This window comes from Streptomyces angustmyceticus (assembly GCF_040701845.1).
Classification (GTDB): domain Bacteria; phylum Actinomycetota; class Actinomycetes; order Streptomycetales; family Streptomycetaceae; genus Streptomyces; species Streptomyces angustmyceticus_A.
Genome location: NZ_JBFBHQ010000006.1, coordinates 463,579 through 480,386 on the forward strand (window position 1 = coordinate 463,579; position 16,808 = coordinate 480,386).

At 69.4% G+C, this 16,808-nt stretch carries 15 protein-coding genes and 1 pseudogene; 6 read left to right on the forward strand and 10 right to left on the reverse strand.

All coding sequences use genetic code 11. The features are described from left to right. Positions 1–88 precede the first annotated feature (88 nt). Positions 89–874 (forward strand): SDR family oxidoreductase, encoded by a 786-nt coding sequence (locus tag AB0411_RS17605; protein ID WP_366418185.1) that lies wholly within the window; start codon positions 89–91, stop codon positions 872–874. 25 nt (positions 875–899) lie between these two features. Next, positions 900–1,259 (forward strand): nuclear transport factor 2 family protein, encoded by a 360-nt coding sequence (locus tag AB0411_RS17610; protein WP_366418186.1) that lies wholly within the window; start codon positions 900–902, stop codon positions 1,257–1,259. A 558-nt stretch (positions 1,260–1,817) separates the two neighbouring features. On the opposite strand, the gene AB0411_RS17615 is transcribed toward AB0411_RS17610, so the two are convergent. Beyond that, the gene (locus tag AB0411_RS17615; protein ID WP_366418187.1) at positions 1,818–2,480 is read right to left on the reverse strand and encodes an HAD family hydrolase; all 663 of its coding nucleotides are present in this window, start codon (positions 2,478–2,480) and stop codon (positions 1,818–1,820) included. A 314-nt stretch (positions 2,481–2,794) separates the two neighbouring features. On the opposite strand from AB0411_RS17615, the gene AB0411_RS17620 reads away from it, so the two are divergent. Together AB0411_RS17620 and AB0411_RS17625 are read left to right on the forward strand one after the other, a co-directional pair. Further along, complete coding sequence (locus AB0411_RS17620) at positions 2,795–3,916, forward strand: hypothetical protein (RefSeq protein ID WP_366418188.1); 1,122 nt, start codon at positions 2,795–2,797, stop codon at positions 3,914–3,916. A gap of 358 nt (positions 3,917–4,274) precedes the next feature. Further along, positions 4,275–4,502: pseudogene (locus tag AB0411_RS17625) on the forward strand (aldehyde dehydrogenase); the annotation flags it as partial. Positions 4,503–4,718: 216 nt separating this feature from the next. Here AB0411_RS17625 and AB0411_RS17630 read toward each other — a convergent pair. Genes AB0411_RS17630 through AB0411_RS17670 form a run of 9 tightly spaced genes read right to left on the reverse strand, consistent with a single transcriptional unit; the run spans position 4,719 to position 14,190 of the window. Next, positions 4,719–6,464 carry an FAD-dependent oxidoreductase gene (locus AB0411_RS17630; RefSeq protein ID WP_366418189.1) on the reverse strand — a complete coding sequence of 582 codons (1,746 nt, stop codon included), beginning with the start codon at positions 6,462–6,464 and terminating at the stop codon, positions 4,719–4,721. Beyond that, complete coding sequence (locus tag AB0411_RS17635; protein WP_018092858.1) at positions 6,464–6,727, reverse strand: UBP-type zinc finger domain-containing protein; 264 nt, start codon at positions 6,725–6,727, stop codon at positions 6,464–6,466. The genes AB0411_RS17630 and AB0411_RS17635 overlap by 1 nt, the downstream gene beginning before the upstream one ends. A gap of 28 nt (positions 6,728–6,755) precedes the next feature. After that, positions 6,756–7,199, reverse strand: a complete 444-nt coding sequence (gene trxA / locus AB0411_RS17640) for a thioredoxin (RefSeq protein ID WP_366418251.1) — start codon at positions 7,197–7,199, stop codon at positions 6,756–6,758. Positions 7,200–7,204: 5 nt separating this feature from the next. Then, positions 7,205–9,847, reverse strand: a complete 2,643-nt coding sequence (gene clpB / locus AB0411_RS17645; RefSeq protein WP_366418190.1) for an ATP-dependent chaperone ClpB — start codon at positions 9,845–9,847, stop codon at positions 7,205–7,207. Continuing rightward, positions 9,838–10,248: a chaperone modulator CbpM gene (locus AB0411_RS17650; RefSeq protein ID WP_359450351.1), complete on the reverse strand. Its 411-nt coding sequence runs from the start codon at positions 10,246–10,248 to the stop codon at positions 9,838–9,840. Before AB0411_RS17650 ends, clpB begins: the two co-directional genes overlap by 10 nt. Next, positions 10,245–11,201 carry a DnaJ C-terminal domain-containing protein gene (locus AB0411_RS17655; RefSeq protein ID WP_366418191.1) on the reverse strand — a complete coding sequence of 319 codons (957 nt, stop codon included), beginning with the start codon at positions 11,199–11,201 and terminating at the stop codon, positions 10,245–10,247. Before AB0411_RS17655 ends, AB0411_RS17650 begins: the two co-directional genes overlap by 4 nt. A gap of 6 nt (positions 11,202–11,207) precedes the next feature. Then, positions 11,208–11,723, reverse strand: a complete 516-nt coding sequence (locus AB0411_RS17660) for a nucleotide exchange factor GrpE (RefSeq protein ID WP_366418192.1) — start codon at positions 11,721–11,723, stop codon at positions 11,208–11,210. A gap of 9 nt (positions 11,724–11,732) precedes the next feature. Then, positions 11,733–13,643, reverse strand: a complete 1,911-nt coding sequence (dnaK, locus tag AB0411_RS17665) for a molecular chaperone DnaK (RefSeq protein WP_366418193.1) — start codon at positions 13,641–13,643, stop codon at positions 11,733–11,735. A 58-nt stretch (positions 13,644–13,701) separates the two neighbouring features. After that, a complete protein-coding gene (locus tag AB0411_RS17670) occupies positions 13,702–14,190 on the reverse strand; it encodes a general stress protein (protein ID WP_366418194.1) in 489 nt (162 codons plus the stop codon). Between the two features lie 314 nt (positions 14,191–14,504). Between AB0411_RS17670 and AB0411_RS17675 the strand changes: the two genes are divergently transcribed. Both AB0411_RS17675 and AB0411_RS17680 read left to right on the forward strand, forming a co-directional pair. Then, positions 14,505–16,112, forward strand: coding sequence for a PucR family transcriptional regulator (locus AB0411_RS17675; RefSeq protein WP_366418195.1), 1,608 nt, complete (start codon positions 14,505–14,507; stop codon positions 16,110–16,112). Positions 16,113–16,131: 19 nt separating this feature from the next. Next, positions 16,132–16,776, forward strand: coding sequence for an MEDS domain-containing protein (locus AB0411_RS17680; protein ID WP_366418196.1), 645 nt, complete (start codon positions 16,132–16,134; stop codon positions 16,774–16,776). Positions 16,777–16,808: the final 32 nt, after the last annotated feature.

The window sequence follows — 16,808 nt, forward strand, 5'->3', positions numbered from 1 at the left end:
ACTGCTAAAGTCGAAGTTAGTGGCTTCTACTTTAGCAGTAACGGCGGGAGCGGTGTCTTCTGCGCCCGCACCCGGGACGGAGCACACCGTGACCACGATCATCAGCGAATCCCTGGAAGGCCGACGGGCTCTGGTCACCGGCGGCACCAAGGGCACCGGAGCCGCCATCGCCCGACGTCTCGCCCAGGCCGGCGCGACCGTGCTGGTCACGGCCCGCAGCCGCCCTGACACCGTCGAGGAGAAGGCGTTCATCACCGCCGACCTGTCCACCGCCCAGGGTGCAGCCCACGTGGCCGCCGAGGCGGACGCCCGCGTGGGAGGCGTCGACATCTTGGTCAACACCCTCGGCGGGTCCCAGGCGCCGGCTGGAGGGTTCGCCGCGCTCGGCGAGGAGGACTGGGCCAGGGAGCTGAACACGAACCTTCTGGCCGCCGTTCGCCTGGACCGCGCACTCCTGCCGCACATGATTGCCACAGGTAAGGGCGTGATCGTGCATGTCACCTCGATCCAGCGCCGCATGCCGCTGTGGAACGGAACCCTGGCCTACGCCGCCGCAAAGGCTGCCCTGACCACCTACAGCAAGGGCCTGGCCAACGAGGTCGCCCCGCACGGTGTCCGCGTCAACACCGTCTCGCCCGGTTTCGTGCAGACCTCGGCCGCCGACAACCTCGTCGCCCGGATCGCACACGACGCAGACATCACGCAGGAAGCGGCGCTGGGCCGGCTCATGGAATCCCTGGGCGGGATCCCGCTGGGCCGTCCCAACCGGCCCGAGGAAGTCGCCGAGCTCGTCGCCTTCCTCGTCTCCGACCGCGCCTCGGCCATCGTCGGCGCCGAACACGTCGTCGACGGCGGCACCACCCCCACCGTCTGAACCCGCCACCATCCCAAGGAGCGTCATGCACGACAACCAGCCCCGAACCAGCACCCCAAACACCCTGCCCGAGGTGATCACCCGCTACCTGACAGCACACCGCGCCCACGACACCGCGACCGCAGTCACGGCGTTCACCCGCGAAGCCACAGTGATCGACGACGGCAACACCTACGAGGGCACCGAGGCGATCGGGAAGTGGCTCGACGGATCGGCCACCGAATTCACCTACACCACCCACCTCACCGGCGCCCAGCAGACCGACGCAACCCGCTACATCGCCACCCATCACCTCGAGGGCAACTTCCCTGGCGGGAGCATCGATCTGCGTTACCAGTTCACACTCCGCGACGGCCTCATCGAACGCCTCGTCATCGAACCCTGAGTCCCTGTCGGCGCCACCCGTTGCCGCCTCAGGCGAGAAGCCCCGCTCGCCCGCAATCTCGGTGACTCACCTTCCTGCCGGGTCAGGCCGCCAATTCAGGGGGCTGGGTATGGCTGTCAGCGGTTCGCCATGAGATGACTGGAAAGGCTTGGCCGCGCCGAGCCCCGCTTCGCCCCGACCGCCATGGGGAGGTGCGACTCGAGATGCCGTTCGGCGCCCCCGGCCAGAAGACCGACTTCACGGCTGACAGAGTCAGCATCGAAAAAGCCGACGGCCGCGTCGTGGCCGAACGCAACGAACCGCGGAGGTCGTCCACAGGGCACGGCTTCAACACCCCGTGGGACCCTCTGGATCGCGCCTACTTCAACGGATGCGCGCTGTGGACACACATCAGGAAGGTGTGCGGGTTGTCGTGGACGGCCAGGGTGGGGTTCCGCAGGATGGCCCTGGCCTGGCCTGGCCTGGCCTGGCCTGGCGTGCGCTGCGGATCGAGGCGAAGGGTGGGGCCTGCTGATGGGCCTCGGTTTTCTGATCGCCGCGGCCGGAGTGACCGCTCTGCTACCGCTCAGCGCCGTCAGGTGGCGGCGCCGTCGCCCCGTCCGCCCCTTCCACCACACAGCGCTCCAGCCAGGACGGAAACTCCGTCAGGTCCGCGAGCACTACTTCGGCACCGGCGTCGCGGAGCTCCGTGGCATCGCACGGGCCGGTGGCGACCGCGACGGACAGCGCGCCCGCGGTGTGCGCCCCGACGACGTCACCGATGTGGTCGCCGACGTAGACCTGCGCATGGTGCTTGCGCAGCGCCTCGGCCTTGCCTGCCGCCCACAGGGAGCCGAAGAGGGCGTCCGCGTCGAGGCCGAGGTGTTCCAGGTGCAGCTTGGCGTTGGGCTCGTACTTCGCCGTCACCACGATGACCCGGCCGCCCGCCGCGTGGATCGCATCGATGGCCTCCCGGGCGCCGGGCATGGCGGGCGTCGCCGCGACCGCGTACTGCGGATACAGCTCGCGGAACAGAGCGGCGGTCTCCGCCACCCGCTCTTCGGGGAACCAGTGGCGGATCTCATGCTCCAGCGGGGGCCCCAGCCGGCTCGCCGCGAGGTCGGCGTCGATGAAGGTGCCGGTCCTGGCCGACAGCTCCTGATAGACGGCCTTGATGCCGGGGCGCGAGTCGATCAGAGTCATGTCGAGGTCGAAGCCGACCGTCAGAGAGTGTGCAGCCATGCCTGCCATAGTGCCTGCGGCGGCATCCCCGGTCAGAGAGGCACGACCACGGCCCCCTCAGCGGGGCACCCGCCGCTCCGCCACACCAGGAACAACGCCGAGCGACCGCCGCCACCCGCACGATCCCCGGCAGCCCGTCGGCCATCTTCCTGAACGGCGCCGGCTCCACCGGCCACCAGCCGGGCGCGGCAGCGTCGTCGCGGACCGTACCGCCTGACCCGCCGGCGCGGGCCAGCGCGTCACGCCGTGTCGACGTCACCTCGGGGGCATCCTGTGGGTACGTGGGATCGCGGGGTAGCCGACCGGAAGGAGTCATGCGGGTGTCGTCTCGGGGCGTTACGGTCGTGGCTCTCCTGGCGGATCCGGATGCGCCGACGGAGATCGCCCAGCGCATGGTCCGGATGCTTCCCACCCGGCTCGCCGACAAGTGGGGCCAGGAGCGACGGTTCGAAGTTGAGGTGGTCAGTGAGCCCTTCACCGCAGGGACCGAGGACCCGCCCACCTTGATGCGCCGGATCATGGACCGCGGAAGTGCGGAGAACTGGGACGTCGTCGTGGCCCTCACCGACCTGCCGCTGCACTCTCACGGGCGCAACCTCGTGGTGGATCTGAGTTACGAACACGGCTTGGCGCTGCTGTCTCTTCCTCCGCTGGGGGGATTCCGGCTGCAGACAAGGGCACGGCAGGCCGTGGAAGAAGCCGTGCTCAGCTTGGCGGGCCCGCAGGCCACTGGGGCTGAGGGGCCTCCGGGAAGTCAGCCGCTGCGGGGGCCCTTCATCGGTCGTCTCGTGCCTATCCATCCGGGCCAGGTCGGTGAGGAGGAGATCGCCGATTTCCGGTACGTCGTCAGCGGACCGGGCGGTTACCTGAGGGTGCTCCTCGGTATGGTCCGCGCCAACCGGCCGTGGCGCTTGGTACCGGGCTTGTCGAAAGCCCTGGCGGCGGCACTCGCCACAGGAGCAGTCGCCACCATGGACTCCACCGTCTGGAGCCTGGCCGTGTCCCTGAGCACGCCACGCCTCGTGATCGCCATGGTCGGGTCGGTAGCGCTCATGATCGGCTGGCTGATCGTGGACGCGGACCTGTGGCATCGAACGGATGAGGTTTCGCCAGAGGCGAGGAAGAGGGCGGCTCTCTACAACGCCTCGACGGTCGTGACCGTGGGCATCGGGGTGCTCGTGTGCTACGTGGGTTTGATGGTCATCAACTGGGTGTGGGCGCTGTTCATCCTCAACGACCGACTGTTCGCTTCCATGACACGAACCCCGCTGCATGCCACGGAGTACTGGACGTTGTCCTGGTTCGTCGCTTCGGTCGCTACGGTGGGCGGCGCGCTGGGATCGGGCTTGGAGAGCGACGAGACGATCCGGGCAGCCACCTACTCCAAGCGCGAACAGGAACGCCGCAGCATGCTGCAGGACGACCAGGGTGGCTAGCTGGTGACCTCAGTCGGAGATGTGCCGTCGGTTGGTGGTCGTCCGGGTTCGGAGATTCCGCTGATCGGTCGGTGCGTGGCTGATTCGCGTCGGGGGCCGACGGGGACCGGGGAGGTACGCCGCCAGAGCGCCGAAGCTCCGCCTGGCGGGCCGGCGGCGGCACCACCGTTCCATCTGATCCGGGGGAACGGCCCGCAGAGGCATGCCGAAGCCACGGCACGACCCGTCGTAGCGACTTCCGGGAGCAGGCTCTGTGCGCGGTCACCGTCCCGTCGTGCTGCGGCCATGCCGCGGCACCGAGGGAAGTCATCATGAAAGCAGCCGTATATGAAGGTCCGCGAACGGTCACTGTGAAGCAGGGGAGCTGGAGGCGCAGGGCAAGGTCCCGGTCGAGTTCGGCATGATGTGGTTCAAGGGCCGGCGCATGGGCACCGGGCAGGCGCCGGTGAAGAGGTACCACCGGGCGCTGCGGGATCTGATCGCCGGCGAGAAGGCAAAACCGCGCCTCGTCGTCTCCCACGAACTGACAGCCGGCGCGTCACCGGGCTCGGCGGGCTCAGACCAAGAACGTCCCCCAGGCCCATAGCCGGCAGACCGACCGGAACGAGTATCGCGAGAGCCCACTCGGGCATGCCGTCCCCTTCCACCGCCGGGCACGAGCCGAACCCGGGCTGCTCCCTCTCCCGCGCTTGCTTCATCACGTCCGTGGGAACGCCGGGTGGTGCCCTCGGCGTCGCTCTGGAGGAGGGACCGGGCGGGTCCGCCAGGCCGCCTACGGCGAGCGTCAGCGGCCGGGCCGGCGTCAGGACACCGACTGGCCCGGCACGGACCGAGGCTCGCTCACGCCGGTCCCGCGGACGAGATTGCCTTCCTGGGCCCGGTGTTCATGGACGAGCCGGACGGCTATGGCGCCTTCCCCCGCGGCGGAGGCGACCCGCTTGACGGACCCGCTCCTGACGTCACCCGCGGCGAAGATACCCGGCATCGTGGTCTCCAGCATCAGTGGCCCGCGCCCGAGCGATTCCCAGATGTTCTCGTCGGCCGCTGCCCGGGCGTCGGCGCCGGTGAGCACGAACCCCCGTCGGTCCAGCGCGACCACGTCCTTCAGCCACTCGGTGTGCGGCCGGGCGCCGATGAACACGAACAGGGCATGGGCCGGCAGTTCGCGACGATCGCCGGAGGCGTTGTCCTCCACGGTCAACGACTGCAGGGTGCCCTCTCCGTTGACCTGGCGCACTTCGGTGTGGGTCAGCACCTCGACCTTCGGATGGCGCGTCACCTGGTCCACCAGATAGCGTGACATGTCCTTGCCGAGGTCGCCGCTGCGGACGATCAGATACACCTTGGGTGCGTATTCGGCGAGGAAGAGCACCGCCTGGCCTGCGGAGTTTCCCCCGCCGACCACGGCCACGGGATCCATCCGGCACAGGTTGGCTTCGTGGAGGGTGGCGGCGTAGTAGACGCTGGAGCCTTCCAGCCGGTCGATGCCCGGGACGTCCAGTCTGCGGTAGCGCACTCCCGAGGCCAGGACGATGGTGGCGGCCTGGATCTCGGAGCCGTCCGCGAAGGTGAGGGCGTACCGGCCGTCGCGCGGTTCGAGGGAGGTGACCTCGGCGGGGACGGTGAGCTGTGCGCCGAATTTGCGGGCCTGGAGCACCGAGCGTTCCATGAGTTCGCCACCCGAGATCCCGGACGGGAAGCCCAGATAGTTCTCGATGCGCGAGGAGGTGGCGGCCTGGCCTCCGGTGGCCATGGCGTCGACGGCTACGGTGACGAGGCCGTCGGATGAGCCGTAGACGGCGGCGGCGAGCCCGGCCGGGCCCGCGCCGATCACCACCAGGTCGTATTCAGCGTCGCCGTGCGCAGAGGTGGGGAGTCCGATGAGGCGTGCGAGGTCCGCGATGCTGGGATTGCGCAGGACCTGCTCTCCCTTCCATATGACGACCGGGGTCTCGTCCGGACGGATGCCGAACCGGCGCAGCAGCGCCTCGGCTTCCTTGTCCTTCTCCAGGTCGATCCATCGGTGTGGTAGCCGGTTGCGGGCGGCGAATTCACGCAGCCGCAGGGTGTTGGGCGAGTAGCACGAGCCCAGGATCCGGAAGCCGGCGCCCAGGCCGATGAGCAGGGACCGGCGGCCGAGGTAGGCGCGCAGAACCAGGTCCCCGAGGACCGGATCGCGTGCCACCAGGGCCCGCTGGCGTTCCACCGGGACGGCGAGGACCTGGCCGGGCTCGCGTACGACCGCGGTGTCGAACGCCGTCTGCCCTTCGAGCAGACCGAGTTCCCCCAGAAAGCGGCCGGGGCCGTGTACCGCCACGGTGCGTTGGCCGGGACCGCCGTAGTCGTGGATGACCTCGACCATGCCGCTGACGATGGCAAGGAACTCCTCGCACGGTTCGCCCTCGCGGAACAGCACCTCGCCCCGCCGCGTGGGGCGGTACTCGCCGTACTGGGCCAGCGCATCGAGCTGTTCCGGCGTCAGCCGGGGAAAGGCACCGTGCTGATCGGGGGTTTCGGTGGGTATCCCGTCCGGGCCCGCGGCAGTCATCAGACCACGGCCTCGTGGACGTAGCACCAGCGCCAGTTCTCTCCCGGCTCGAGGGGCTGCACGATGGGGTGACCGTCGTTGGCGGCGTGCAGACGGGCGTGCTTGAGTGGCGAGGAGTCGCAGCATCCGACGTGTCCGCAGGTCAGGCACAGCCTGAGGTGCACCCAGGGAGAGCCGAGGCGCAGGCACTCCTCGCAGCCCTCGGGGGTGCGCGGCGTCACCGGGCGCACGAGCGACAGGTGCCAGTCGCTTTCGGTAGTCATGATGGTCGTCCTTCCTTGGCGGACGGGCTCAGCGGCGACCCGCGATGGTCTCCTCGACCCATTGGCGCAGCACGTGGGCGGGGGCGGCGCCGGCCTGTCGCGCGATCGCCTCTCCCTGGTCGAGAAGGAGCAGGGTCGGCACGGCCTGCACCTGGAATCGCTGGGACAGCCTGGGGGCCTGGTCGACATCGACCTTGACGAGCTTGATCTTTCCGGCGAGCTCGCGGGCGACCTGTTCCAGCGCGGGGCTGACCATGCGGCAGGGACCGCACCAGGTGGCCCAGAGGTCGACGAGGACGACGGGCGCCGCCTTATCGGCGACCTCCGCGAAGTCGTCGTCGCCGGCCTCGACGATCCAGGGCAACGGGGAACCGCAGTTTCCGCATTTGGGGCGCCCGTCCCCCGCTGCCGGCACCCGGTTCTTGCGGCCGCACGACTCACAGACGACGGTCTTGCTCCGGCTCGTTGTCACTGTGCTCACGCAGCCATCCCGTGGTCGGCCTGGGCCGGCCTGTCGTACGTCACGACCAGTTCACCGTTCTGGGCGTCGACCCGGATCGTCGAACCGTCCTGTACATCGCCGCGGATCAGGGCCCGCCCGACGAGTGTTTCGACCTCGTGCGAGATAAAGCGGCGCAGCGGCCGTGCCCCGTAGACGGGGTCGAAGCCCTGCTGGGCGATGAGCTCGCGGGCCTGATCGGTGAGCTGGACGCTGATCTGACGTTCGGCCAGGCGCCGGCGCAGGTCGTTGAACTGCAGCTCGACGATGCGCTTGATCTGGTCCATGCCCAGCGGCTTGAACAGCACGACGTCGTCGACGCGGTTGAGGAACTCGGGGCGGAAGTGGCTCTGCAGTTCGCCCATGACCAGGGCCCGCGCATCGGGTTTGATCTCGCCCTCGGGAGTCACCCCGTCGAGCAGATGGGCGGATCCGATGTTGGACGTCATGATGACGACGGTGTTGCGGAAGTCGACGGTACGGCCCTGGGCGTCGGTGATCCGGCCGTCGTCGAGTACCTGCAGCAAGGTGTTGAAGACATCGGCGTGTGCCTTCTCGACCTCGTCGAACAGGACCACGGAGTAGGGCTTGCGGCGTACCGCCTCGGTGAGCTGACCGCCCTCCTCGTAGCCGACGTATCCGGGCGGCGCTCCGACCAGTCTGCTGACGGTGTGCCGTTCCTGGTACTCGCTCATGTCGAGACGGACGATGCTCTCCTCGGTGTCGAAGAGTGCCGCGGCGAGCGCCTTGGCCAGTTCGGTTTTTCCGACGCCGGTGGGGCCGAGGAAGATGAACGAGCCGATGGGTCGGCGCGGGTCGCGGATGCCGGAGCGGGCCCGGATGATGGCGTCGGTGACCAGCTTGACGGCCTCGTCCTGGCCGATCACCCGCTCGGTGAGGATCTCGTCGAGCCGCAGCAGCTTCTCCCGCTCGCCTTCCTGCAGCCGGGTCACCGGGATGCCGGTCCACGCGGCGACGATCTCGGCGATCTCGTCCTCCGTGACGACCTCGCGCAGGAGCCGGGTCTCGCCCTGCTTGGCGGCGAGCGCCTCCTCTTCGGCGGCCAGCCTGCGTTCCAGTTCGGTGAGCTTGCCGTAGCGCAGTTCGGCGGCGCGGTTGAGGTCGTAGTTCCGTTCGGCCTCCTCGGCTTCCTGGCGGACCTGTTCCAGTTCCTGGCGCAGTTCCTGCACCCGCCGGATGGCCTGGCGTTCGGCTTCCCACTGGGCGTGCATGGCGTCGGCCTCGGCGCGCAGGTCGGACAGTTCGCGCCGGAGCTCTTCCAGCCGTTTTCGGCTGGCGGGGTCGGTCTCCTTGTCCAGGGCCGCTTCCTCGATCTCCAGGCGGGTGACCCGGCGGGTGATCTCGTCGAGTTCGGCCGGCATGGAGTCGATCTCGGTGCGCAGCCGGGCACAGGCCTCGTCGACGAGGTCGATGGCCTTGTCCGGCAGGAACCGGTCGGAGATGTAGCGGTGGCTGAGGACGGCCGCGGCGACCAGCGCGGTGTCCTGGATCTTCACGCCGTGGAACACCTCCAGACGTTCGCGCAGGCCGCGGAGGATGGAGACGGTGTCCTCCACGCTCGGCTCGTCCACCAGGACCTGCTGGAAGCGGCGTTCGAGGGCGGCGTCGGATTCGACGTGCTTGCGGTACTCCTCCAGCGTGGTGGCGCCGATCATGTGGAGCTCACCGCGGGCGAGCATCGGTTTGAGCATGTTGCCGGCGTCCATGGCGCCCTCGGCGCCGCCGCCGGCGCCGACGACCGTGTGGAGTTCGTCGACGAAGAGCAGGATGCGCCCCTCGGCGGCTTTGACCTCGCTCAGTACGGCCTGCAGTCGTTCCTCGAACTCACCGCGGTATTTGGCGCCCGCCACCAGCGAGCTCATGTCGAGGGAGAAGATGGTCTTCTCGCGCAGCCCTTCGGGCACGTCGCCGCGGACGATCCGCTGTGCCAGCCCTTCCACGATCGCCGTCTTGCCGACGCCCGGGTCGCCGATCAATACGGGGTTGTTCTTCGTCTTGCGGCTGAGGATCTGGATGACCCTTCGGATCTCCGCGTCCCGGCCGATCACCGGGTCCTTCTTGCCGCCCCGCGCCTCGGCGACCAGATCCTGGCCGTACTTCTCCAGCGCCTCGTACGCGCCTTCGGGCGTCGCCGAGGTGACCCGCTGGTTTCCGCGGATACGGGTCAGCGCCGACAGGAAGCCGTCCTTGGTGATGCCGTGTTCCTTGAGCAGGCGTCCCGCCGCGGTCCTGGATCCCTCGTCGACCAGTGCCAGGACGAGGTGCTCCACGGACACATATTCGTCCTTGAGCCGCTTGGCCTCCTGCTCGGCGGTGTCCAGCAGCTTGGCCAGCCGCTGGGTGACGTACACCTGGCCGGGTGTGGCGCCGGGTCCGGTCACCTTCGGTCTGCGTGACAGCTCGCTCATGAGCGAGGCGCGCAACGCCTCGGTGTCGGCGCCCGCTTGGTCGAAGAGCCGCGGCACCAGCCCGTCCGGCTGGTCGAGGAGGGCGAGCAGCAGATGCTCACCGTCGACCTCGGTCTGGTCCATCCGGCCGGCGATCGTCTGCGCTTCCTGAAGGGCTTCCTGGGACTTCTGGGTGAGCCGGTTCATATCCACGATTCATCACTCCTCGAGCCGGCGTTGCTGCGTCTCAACGCGGCCTCCAGCTCGCTGATCCGGTCGAGCAGGTCGAGCACCAGACCGAGGGAGGCGTAGTTGAGGGGGAGACCTGCCCGTAGCCGCTGGATGCGGGCGAGAGTTGCGGGCGCGCCCGGGGCGAACCACAGCCGGCCGCTGTCGTCGCGGGTGGCGTCGACCAGGCCGAGGGTGACGAACCGCCGGACGAGATCGGGGTGGAGTCCGGAGCGCCGGGCCACGACGTCCAGGCTGAGTCTGTCGACGGGCGCGAGGGCGTAGTTGCGGACAACGACGTTCAGGGCCCGCTGCTTGTCCGGCGCCGTCGGCCGGCGATGCCCGGCCTCCGGCCCGGCGGCAGCGCGCCGTGGATCATGGGTCATCCTGGCTTCCTCGGGTCGAAGGTGGACACGGCAGCCAGCTCCTCGAAGAGCTCACGCTCCCGGTCGCCGAGTTCGGGCGGCACCATGATCCGGACCTCCGCGTAGAGATCTCCGTTGGCGCCACGGGGGTGGGGCATGCCCTCGCCGCGCAGCCGCAGCCGGCGGCCGCTGGACGAGCCCTTGGGAACGGTGACTTTGGCGGTGCCGCCGGGTGTGGGTACCGGTACCGTCGCGCCGAGCGCCGCTTCCCAGGGCGTGACGGGAAGCGCGACGTGGATGTCCCGGCCCTCCAGGCGGAATCTCGTATCGGGCTTGATCCGTACGCGGAGGTACAGATCCCCCGGGGGACCGTCGTCGCTGCCCCTGCCGCCTTCCCCGGCCAGCCGGATGCGCTGTCCGTCGACCACGCCACGCGGGATGTTGACGTCGTAGGTCCGCTGTCCGCCGGGCCCGGCGAGTGTGATGCTGCGATGGCCGCCGTGGTAGGCCTCCTCGACACCGAGCTGGATCTCGGCCTCCTGGTCGGCCCCGGGAACCGGGCCCCAGCGTCCGCCGCCTCCGCCCCGGCCGTACATCCCGCCGAACAGGTCCTCGAAGTTGATGCCGGGGCCGTCGAACCCCTCGCCGTAGTCGGTGAACCGGACCCGGCCGCCGCCGGTGGACCGGCTGCGGCCCCGGGCTCCCGCCCCGCCCCCCACGCCCGCGCCCACCCGTTCTTCCCAGTCCTCCGGGATCTGCCGGAAGTCCTCGCCGAAGCGGTCGTAGCGCTTGCGGGTCTTGGGGTCGGACAGCACGCTGTACGCCTCGTTGAGCTCCTTGAAGCGCTCCTCGGCCTGCGGGTCCTTGTTGATGTCGGGGTGGTGTTTGCGGGCCAGCTTGCGGAAGGCCTGCTGTATGTCGTCGGAGCTCGCGTTGCGCTGCACCCCGAGCACGTCGTAGTAGTCGCGTGCCATGGGGCGTCACTCCTGCCGCTTGCTGACCATGACGGCCGCGGGGCGCAGCTGCCGGCTCCCCTCGCCGTAGCCGGGACGCACCACCTGCACGACGGCGTTCGGTTCGGCATCGGGGGCGTCGACGGTGCCGACGACCTCGTGCACGGCCGGGTCGAAGGGCACTCCGGTCTCCTCGTAGCGGGGGTACCCCAGTCGGCGGAGCACGTCGACGGCCTGGTCGCGTACGGCCTTGACGCCTTCGACCACGGCGGACGGATCGGATCCGGCGTGGGTGAGCGCCAGGTCGAGGTTGTCGACCACCGGGAGCCAGGCCGCCGCGGTGCGGGCGCGTTCCTCGTTCCGTATGGCGTCCAGTTCCTTGGCGTGGCGCTTGCGGAGGTTGTCGAGGTCCGCGAGGGCCCGGCGCCAGCGGTCCTGGAGCTCGTCGAGGGCCGCGGCGTGGTCGTCCACCTCCGGCTGCTCCGGGGGCGGGGCCTGGCTCAGCTCGTCCTGGGGCGTCGTCGGCTCCTGTCCGGTGGACATCGCCGCACCTCAGCTCTTGTCGAATTCGGCGTCGACCACGTCGTCGTCGGATCCGGCGGAGCTGCTCGATCCGCCCGCTGCCCCGGCGCCCGCCGTGGCCTGCTCCTCCGCAGACGGGCCCGCGCCTGCCTGGTGGGAGGCGAGCGAGGCGTGGATCTGCTGGAGCTCGGAGGTCAGCGACCTGACCTTGTCGAGCGGCGCTTCTTCCTTGACGGCTTCCCGGGCGTCGGTGACGAGCATCTCGGCCCGTGCCTTCTCGTGCGCGGGTGCGGCGTCGCCCAGCTCGTTCAGCCGGCGTTCGACCTGGTAGGCCACGGCGTCCAGCTCGTTGCGGGCGTCCACCGCCGCGCGCAGCGCCTGGTCCTCGCCGCGGTGCGCTTCGGCCTCCTGGACCATCCGCTCGACCTCGCTCTGGTCGAGGTTGGAGCCCTCGCTGATGGTGATGCCCTGCTCGGCGCCGGTGTCCTTGTCACGCGCGGTGACGTTCAGGATGCCGTTGGCGTCGACGTCGAAGGTGACCTCGACCTGCGGCTCGCCACGAGGCGCGGGGCGGATGTCCTTGAGCTGGAAGCGGCCCAGGACGCGGTTGTCCTTCGCGAGCTCGCGCTCTCCTTGCAGGACGACGATGTCGACGGCTCCCTGGTTGTCCTCGGCGGTGGAGAAGGTCTCCGTGCGGCGTACCGGGATGGTGGTGTTCCGTTCGATGATCTTGGTCATCACGCCGCCGCGGGTCTCCACGCCCAGTGACAGCGGGATGACGTCGAGCAGCAGGACGTCCTTGACGTCGCCCTTGAGCACTCCGGCCTGGATCGCGGCGCCCATGGCCACGACCTCGTCGGGGTTGACGCTCATGTTCGGGTCCTTGCCGCCGGTCAGCCGGCGGACCAGGTTCTGGACGGCGGGGATACGGGTGGAGCCGCCCACGAGGATGACCTCGTCGATATCGCTCTCGCTGATCTTGGCGTCGGCCATCGCCTGCTTGACCGGTTCCATGGTCCGCTCGACCAGGTCGGAGGTGATCTGCTCGAACGTGGACCGCATGACCGTCTCGGTCAGATGCTTCGGGCCGGCGGCGTCCGCGGTGATGAACGGCAGGCTGACCTGTGTCTGGGTGACCGAGCTGAGTTCGGTCTTGGCCTTCTCCGCGGCCTCGAAAAGCCGTTGCAGGGCCTGCGGGTCGTTCCGCAGATCGATGCCGTTGTCCCGTTGGAAGTTGTCCGCCAGATGGTCCACCAGCCGTCGGTCGAAGTCGTCGCCGCCCAGGTGGCTGTCTCCCGCGGTGGACCGGACCTCGACCACCCCGTCGCCGACGTCGAGCAGGCTGACGTCGAAGGTGCCGCCGCCCAGGTCGAAGACGAGCACCGTCTCGTGCCCCTTCTTGTCCAGCCCGTAGGCGAGGGCCGCCGCCGTGGGCTCGTTGATGATGCGCAGGACCTCCAGGCCCGCGATGCGCCCCGCGTCCTTTGTCGCGGTGCGCTGGGCGTCGTTGAAGTAGGCGGGGACGGTGATGACGGCTTCCGTCACCTTCTCGCCCAGCTGCTTGGCGGCGTCGTCGGCGAGTTTGCGCAGGACCAGAGCGCTGATCTCCTCGGGCGCGTACAGCTTGCCGCGTACCTCGAAGCGCGCATTGCCGTGGTCGTCGGCGACCACGTCGAAGCCGACGGCCTTCGCCTCGTCCGAGATCTCGTCGAAGCGGCGGCCGATGAAGCGCTTTGCCGAGTAGATGGTTCCCTTGGGGTTGAGGATCGCCTGGCGGCGTGCCAACTGGCCTACGAGCCGCTCGCCCGTGTCCGTGAAGGCGACGACCGAAGGGGTCGTGCGGCTGCCCTCGGAATTCGGGAGAACCGCCGCCTCACCGCCCTCCCACGCGGCGATCACCGAGTTGGTGGTTCCGAGGTCAATGCCGACTGCCTTAGCCATGGGGATACTCCTTCATCGAAAGCCACGGAAGCGTTCGCGGGCCCTGTGCCGCGGGGTCTCACTTCTCGGTGGCGGTCGTGCCGGCCGCCGCGCTCCCGAGCCGGTCGAGCAGCTTGGCGGCCTGATCGGCCACCTCGGCGTCCGCCACGACCTCGTACCGGCTCGGCTGCATCGCGCTGACCGAAGCGAAGTCGCGGCGCCCGCGCTGCACGCTGTACAGAAGCAGGCCGAGCAGCGCGCCGATCACTGCGCCGAAGATCAGCCCGTAGAGGGCCAGCAACAGCGACGACAGCACCGGGTCGAGCCAATTGAGCAGGCCGAAGAGCCAGCCGAGCAGTGCACCGGGGAGAGCTCCGGACGCGGCCCCGCTCAGCGCCGCCCTGCCAAGGCCGACACGACCGACAACTTGTTCGACGAGTTGCAGGTCGTGACCGATGATGGCGACGCGTTCCACCGGGAATTCCTGGTCGGACAGGTAATCGACGGCGCGTTCCGCCTCCGCGTAGGTGGGGTAGGACGCGATGGTCCGACGGTCCCGCTGGCTCATGTCCCCTCCTCCTGGCGACACGCCGCTGCTACGGGTTCACGGCTGACCGCTTCAGTCTCGCCATCTCGGGCGACCCGCGGCCTGCGCCTGCGAGGCCGAAATCCGTGGGCAATCTCGGTCTGCCAGGGTGAGCTGATCGAGGCCGACATATCGGACAAGATCTGGGTCATTCGGTAGGGTGGATCCCGGGCGAGTCCCTTAGAAAGGCCCGTGATCCCACCATGGCCACGACCTCGGGCACGACGGGCCGGTCCCCCCGGAACAGCTGGGGCCGCGAGCACCTGGCGAACCTGTACAGCCTTATCGTGCTCTCGATGATCATGAATGACGCGCCGGACGAGAGTGACGTCCTGACGCGGGCCCTCAGCGCCGTCGGCACCCTCGGTCCGTGCCGCGCCGAGGCCGCCTACCTCACGCTCGACAACGGCCTGACCCGCACACCCGCCGACTGGCCCCACGCCACCCCCCACCTCGATGCCCAGGTCCGGAGACTGGGCGGTCAGGGTGGGCCGGTCACGGTGCCGGACCGGGAATGGGGCTGGAGCATCGCGCTGCACAGCACGGCGGACGCCATAGGCCACCTGGTGGTCAGCGCACCGTCCCAGCCCACCGATGACGAGTACTTTCTGCTGCGGGTCCTGGCTCAGCAGACCGCGGCGGCCCTGACGCAAGCCATGGCCCGGCGCTCGGAACGCGACCGTGCACAGCAATTGCGGCAGCTCAGCGACGACCGCGCGGCCACGAACGCCCGGCTCACCACGTCCGTCTCCGAACTGGAGCATCAGCGCTCCGTCCACGAGATGCTCAGCGACGCCTCCGCGAACGACGACGGCGTACAAGGCATCGCCGGGGCCCTCCACCGGCTCACCGGCTACCCGGTCGCCATCGAGGACCGCTTCGGCAACCTGCGGGCCTGGGCGGGCCCGGGCCGCCCCGACCCCTACCCCAAACCCGAGGCGACCCCGCACGAAGAGCTTCTGCATGATGCGGCCCGCCGACAGCGTCCGATGCGGGTGGCGGAACAGGTCATCGCGCTGGCCCAGCACCGTGGCGAGGTCCTCGGCACCGTGGCCCTGATCGACCCCGAGGCAGGCGCCGGCGAGGCAGAACGGTTCGCCCTCGATTACGCCAGCACTGCGCTGGCCCTGGAACTGGCCCATCTGCGCAACCTCGCCGAGGTGGAACTGCGGCTACGTCGCGAACTCGTGGACGACCTGATCACCGGCACCGACGACGCGGGCGCGTACGCCCGGGCTGCCGCCGTCGGCCATGACCTGCACGGTCCGCACTATCTCGCCGCCGTGCAATGGGCGGGCCGGCCGGCCGACGACACCTTCGTGCAAGCGGTCGGCAGGGCGGCTGCCGGGCTGCGGATGCGGTCACTGCTGGCCAGACGGTCCGGGATGGCCGTCCTCGTACTGCAAGGCCGGCCTCAGGCGAAGGCCCTGCACGAGGCAGTGGGCCGTGAACTCGGCTCGCCCACCGGGTCGATCGGTGTGGGCGGCCGCTGCGACACCCCGAGCGAGATCCCCCGCTCGTTCCAGGAAGCGCTGCGCGCCCTGGAGGTCCGCCAGCGCTCGCAGTCCCCCCACGGCACCACGACCTTCGACGAACTGGGTCTCTACCGCATCCTGGGGCCGGGCGGCGGCTACCGGGAGGTCGAGCAGTTCGTGCGTGAGTGGCTCGGCCTGCTCCTGGACTATGACGCGGCACACCACTCGGACCTGGTCCAGACCCTCTCCCAGTACTTCGAGTGCGGCGGCAACTACGACGCCACGGCAGCCGCCCTGGCCATCCACCGCAGCACCCTGCGCTACCGGCTCCAGCGCATCCGCGAGGTCAGCGGCAGCGACCTCGGGGACGTCGACAGCCGGCTGAACCTGCACGTTGCCACCCGGGTGTGGAGAGTCCTGGGCGGCTGACCTGACCAGGAGGCGAGCGATGCACCGGCGGACAGCGGGCACTCCCGTGGCCGCTGTCGCTCACCTGGGCGGAGTACCACTGACTCCCGGCGACCACATCTGTGCCCTGTACCGGGGGCGTGCCGAGCGGGACCAGCTCATGACCCCCTTCTTGGCGGAGGGCCTGAGTGCAGGGCACATCTGCCTCCTCTTGGGCACCGAGGGCGACGGCTGTACTTTTCGCGACGTCTTGGCCTCGCACACCCCCGCGGTGGGCCGGGGCGGCAACAGCCTCCAGATCAGGGGCCCGAACGAGTATCTGCAGGACGGGACCTTCGACGGGGACCGCACACTGGCCCGGCTCTCCGCATGGTCGGACGAGATGTTCCCGTCCGACAACAGCACCTGCGCCCGGCTCGCCGCCGATATGAGCTGGGCCCAGCCCTTGGTGCAGCCCGCCTTCGTCCAGGACTTGGTCCGGTACGAGATGCACGCGACCCGGTGGCTGCGGACGCATCCCCAGGTGGGGATGTGCATGTACGACCTGGAGATGTTCCACAGTGACCTGATCGTCCCACTGATCAAGGCCCATCCGAAGGTCTGGCTGAACGGCATGATCATGGAAAATCCGTACTTCCTCGATCCTGATGAGGAGTCCGGGCCACCGGCCTCCGGGGAGACCTGACACCGCTCACGGCTCCGGCCGTGCGTACATCC

What these genes read in the sequence shown, in the direction of transcription:
- AB0411_RS17610 (WP_366418186.1), top strand. Translation starts at nt 900, where the DNA reads ATGCACGACAACCAGCCCCGAACCAGCACCCCAAACACCCTGCCCGAG.
- AB0411_RS17615 (WP_366418187.1), bottom strand. Translation starts at nt 2,480, where the DNA reads ATGGCTGCACACTCTCTGACGGTCGGCTTCGACCTCGACATGACTCTG.
- AB0411_RS17620 (WP_366418188.1), top strand. Translation starts at nt 2,795, where the DNA reads ATGCGGGTGTCGTCTCGGGGCGTTACGGTCGTGGCTCTCCTGGCGGAT.
- AB0411_RS17630 (WP_366418189.1), bottom strand. Translation starts at nt 6,464, where the DNA reads ATGACTGCCGCGGGCCCGGACGGGATACCCACCGAAACCCCCGATCAG.
- AB0411_RS17635 (WP_018092858.1), bottom strand. Translation starts at nt 6,727, where the DNA reads ATGACTACCGAAAGCGACTGGCACCTGTCGCTCGTGCGCCCGGTGACG.
- AB0411_RS17650 (WP_359450351.1), bottom strand. Translation starts at nt 10,248, where the DNA reads ATGACCCATGATCCACGGCGCGCTGCCGCCGGGCCGGAGGCCGGGCAT.
- AB0411_RS17655 (WP_366418191.1), bottom strand. Translation starts at nt 11,201, where the DNA reads ATGGCACGCGACTACTACGACGTGCTCGGGGTGCAGCGCAACGCGAGC.
- AB0411_RS17660 (WP_366418192.1), bottom strand. Translation starts at nt 11,723, where the DNA reads ATGTCCACCGGACAGGAGCCGACGACGCCCCAGGACGAGCTGAGCCAG.
- dnaK (WP_366418193.1), bottom strand. Translation starts at nt 13,643, where the DNA reads ATGGCTAAGGCAGTCGGCATTGACCTCGGAACCACCAACTCGGTGATC.
- AB0411_RS17670 (WP_366418194.1), bottom strand. Translation starts at nt 14,190, where the DNA reads ATGAGCCAGCGGGACCGTCGGACCATCGCGTCCTACCCCACCTACGCG.
- AB0411_RS17675 (WP_366418195.1), top strand. Translation starts at nt 14,505, where the DNA reads ATGATCATGAATGACGCGCCGGACGAGAGTGACGTCCTGACGCGGGCC.
- AB0411_RS17680 (WP_366418196.1), top strand. Translation starts at nt 16,132, where the DNA reads ATGCACCGGCGGACAGCGGGCACTCCCGTGGCCGCTGTCGCTCACCTG.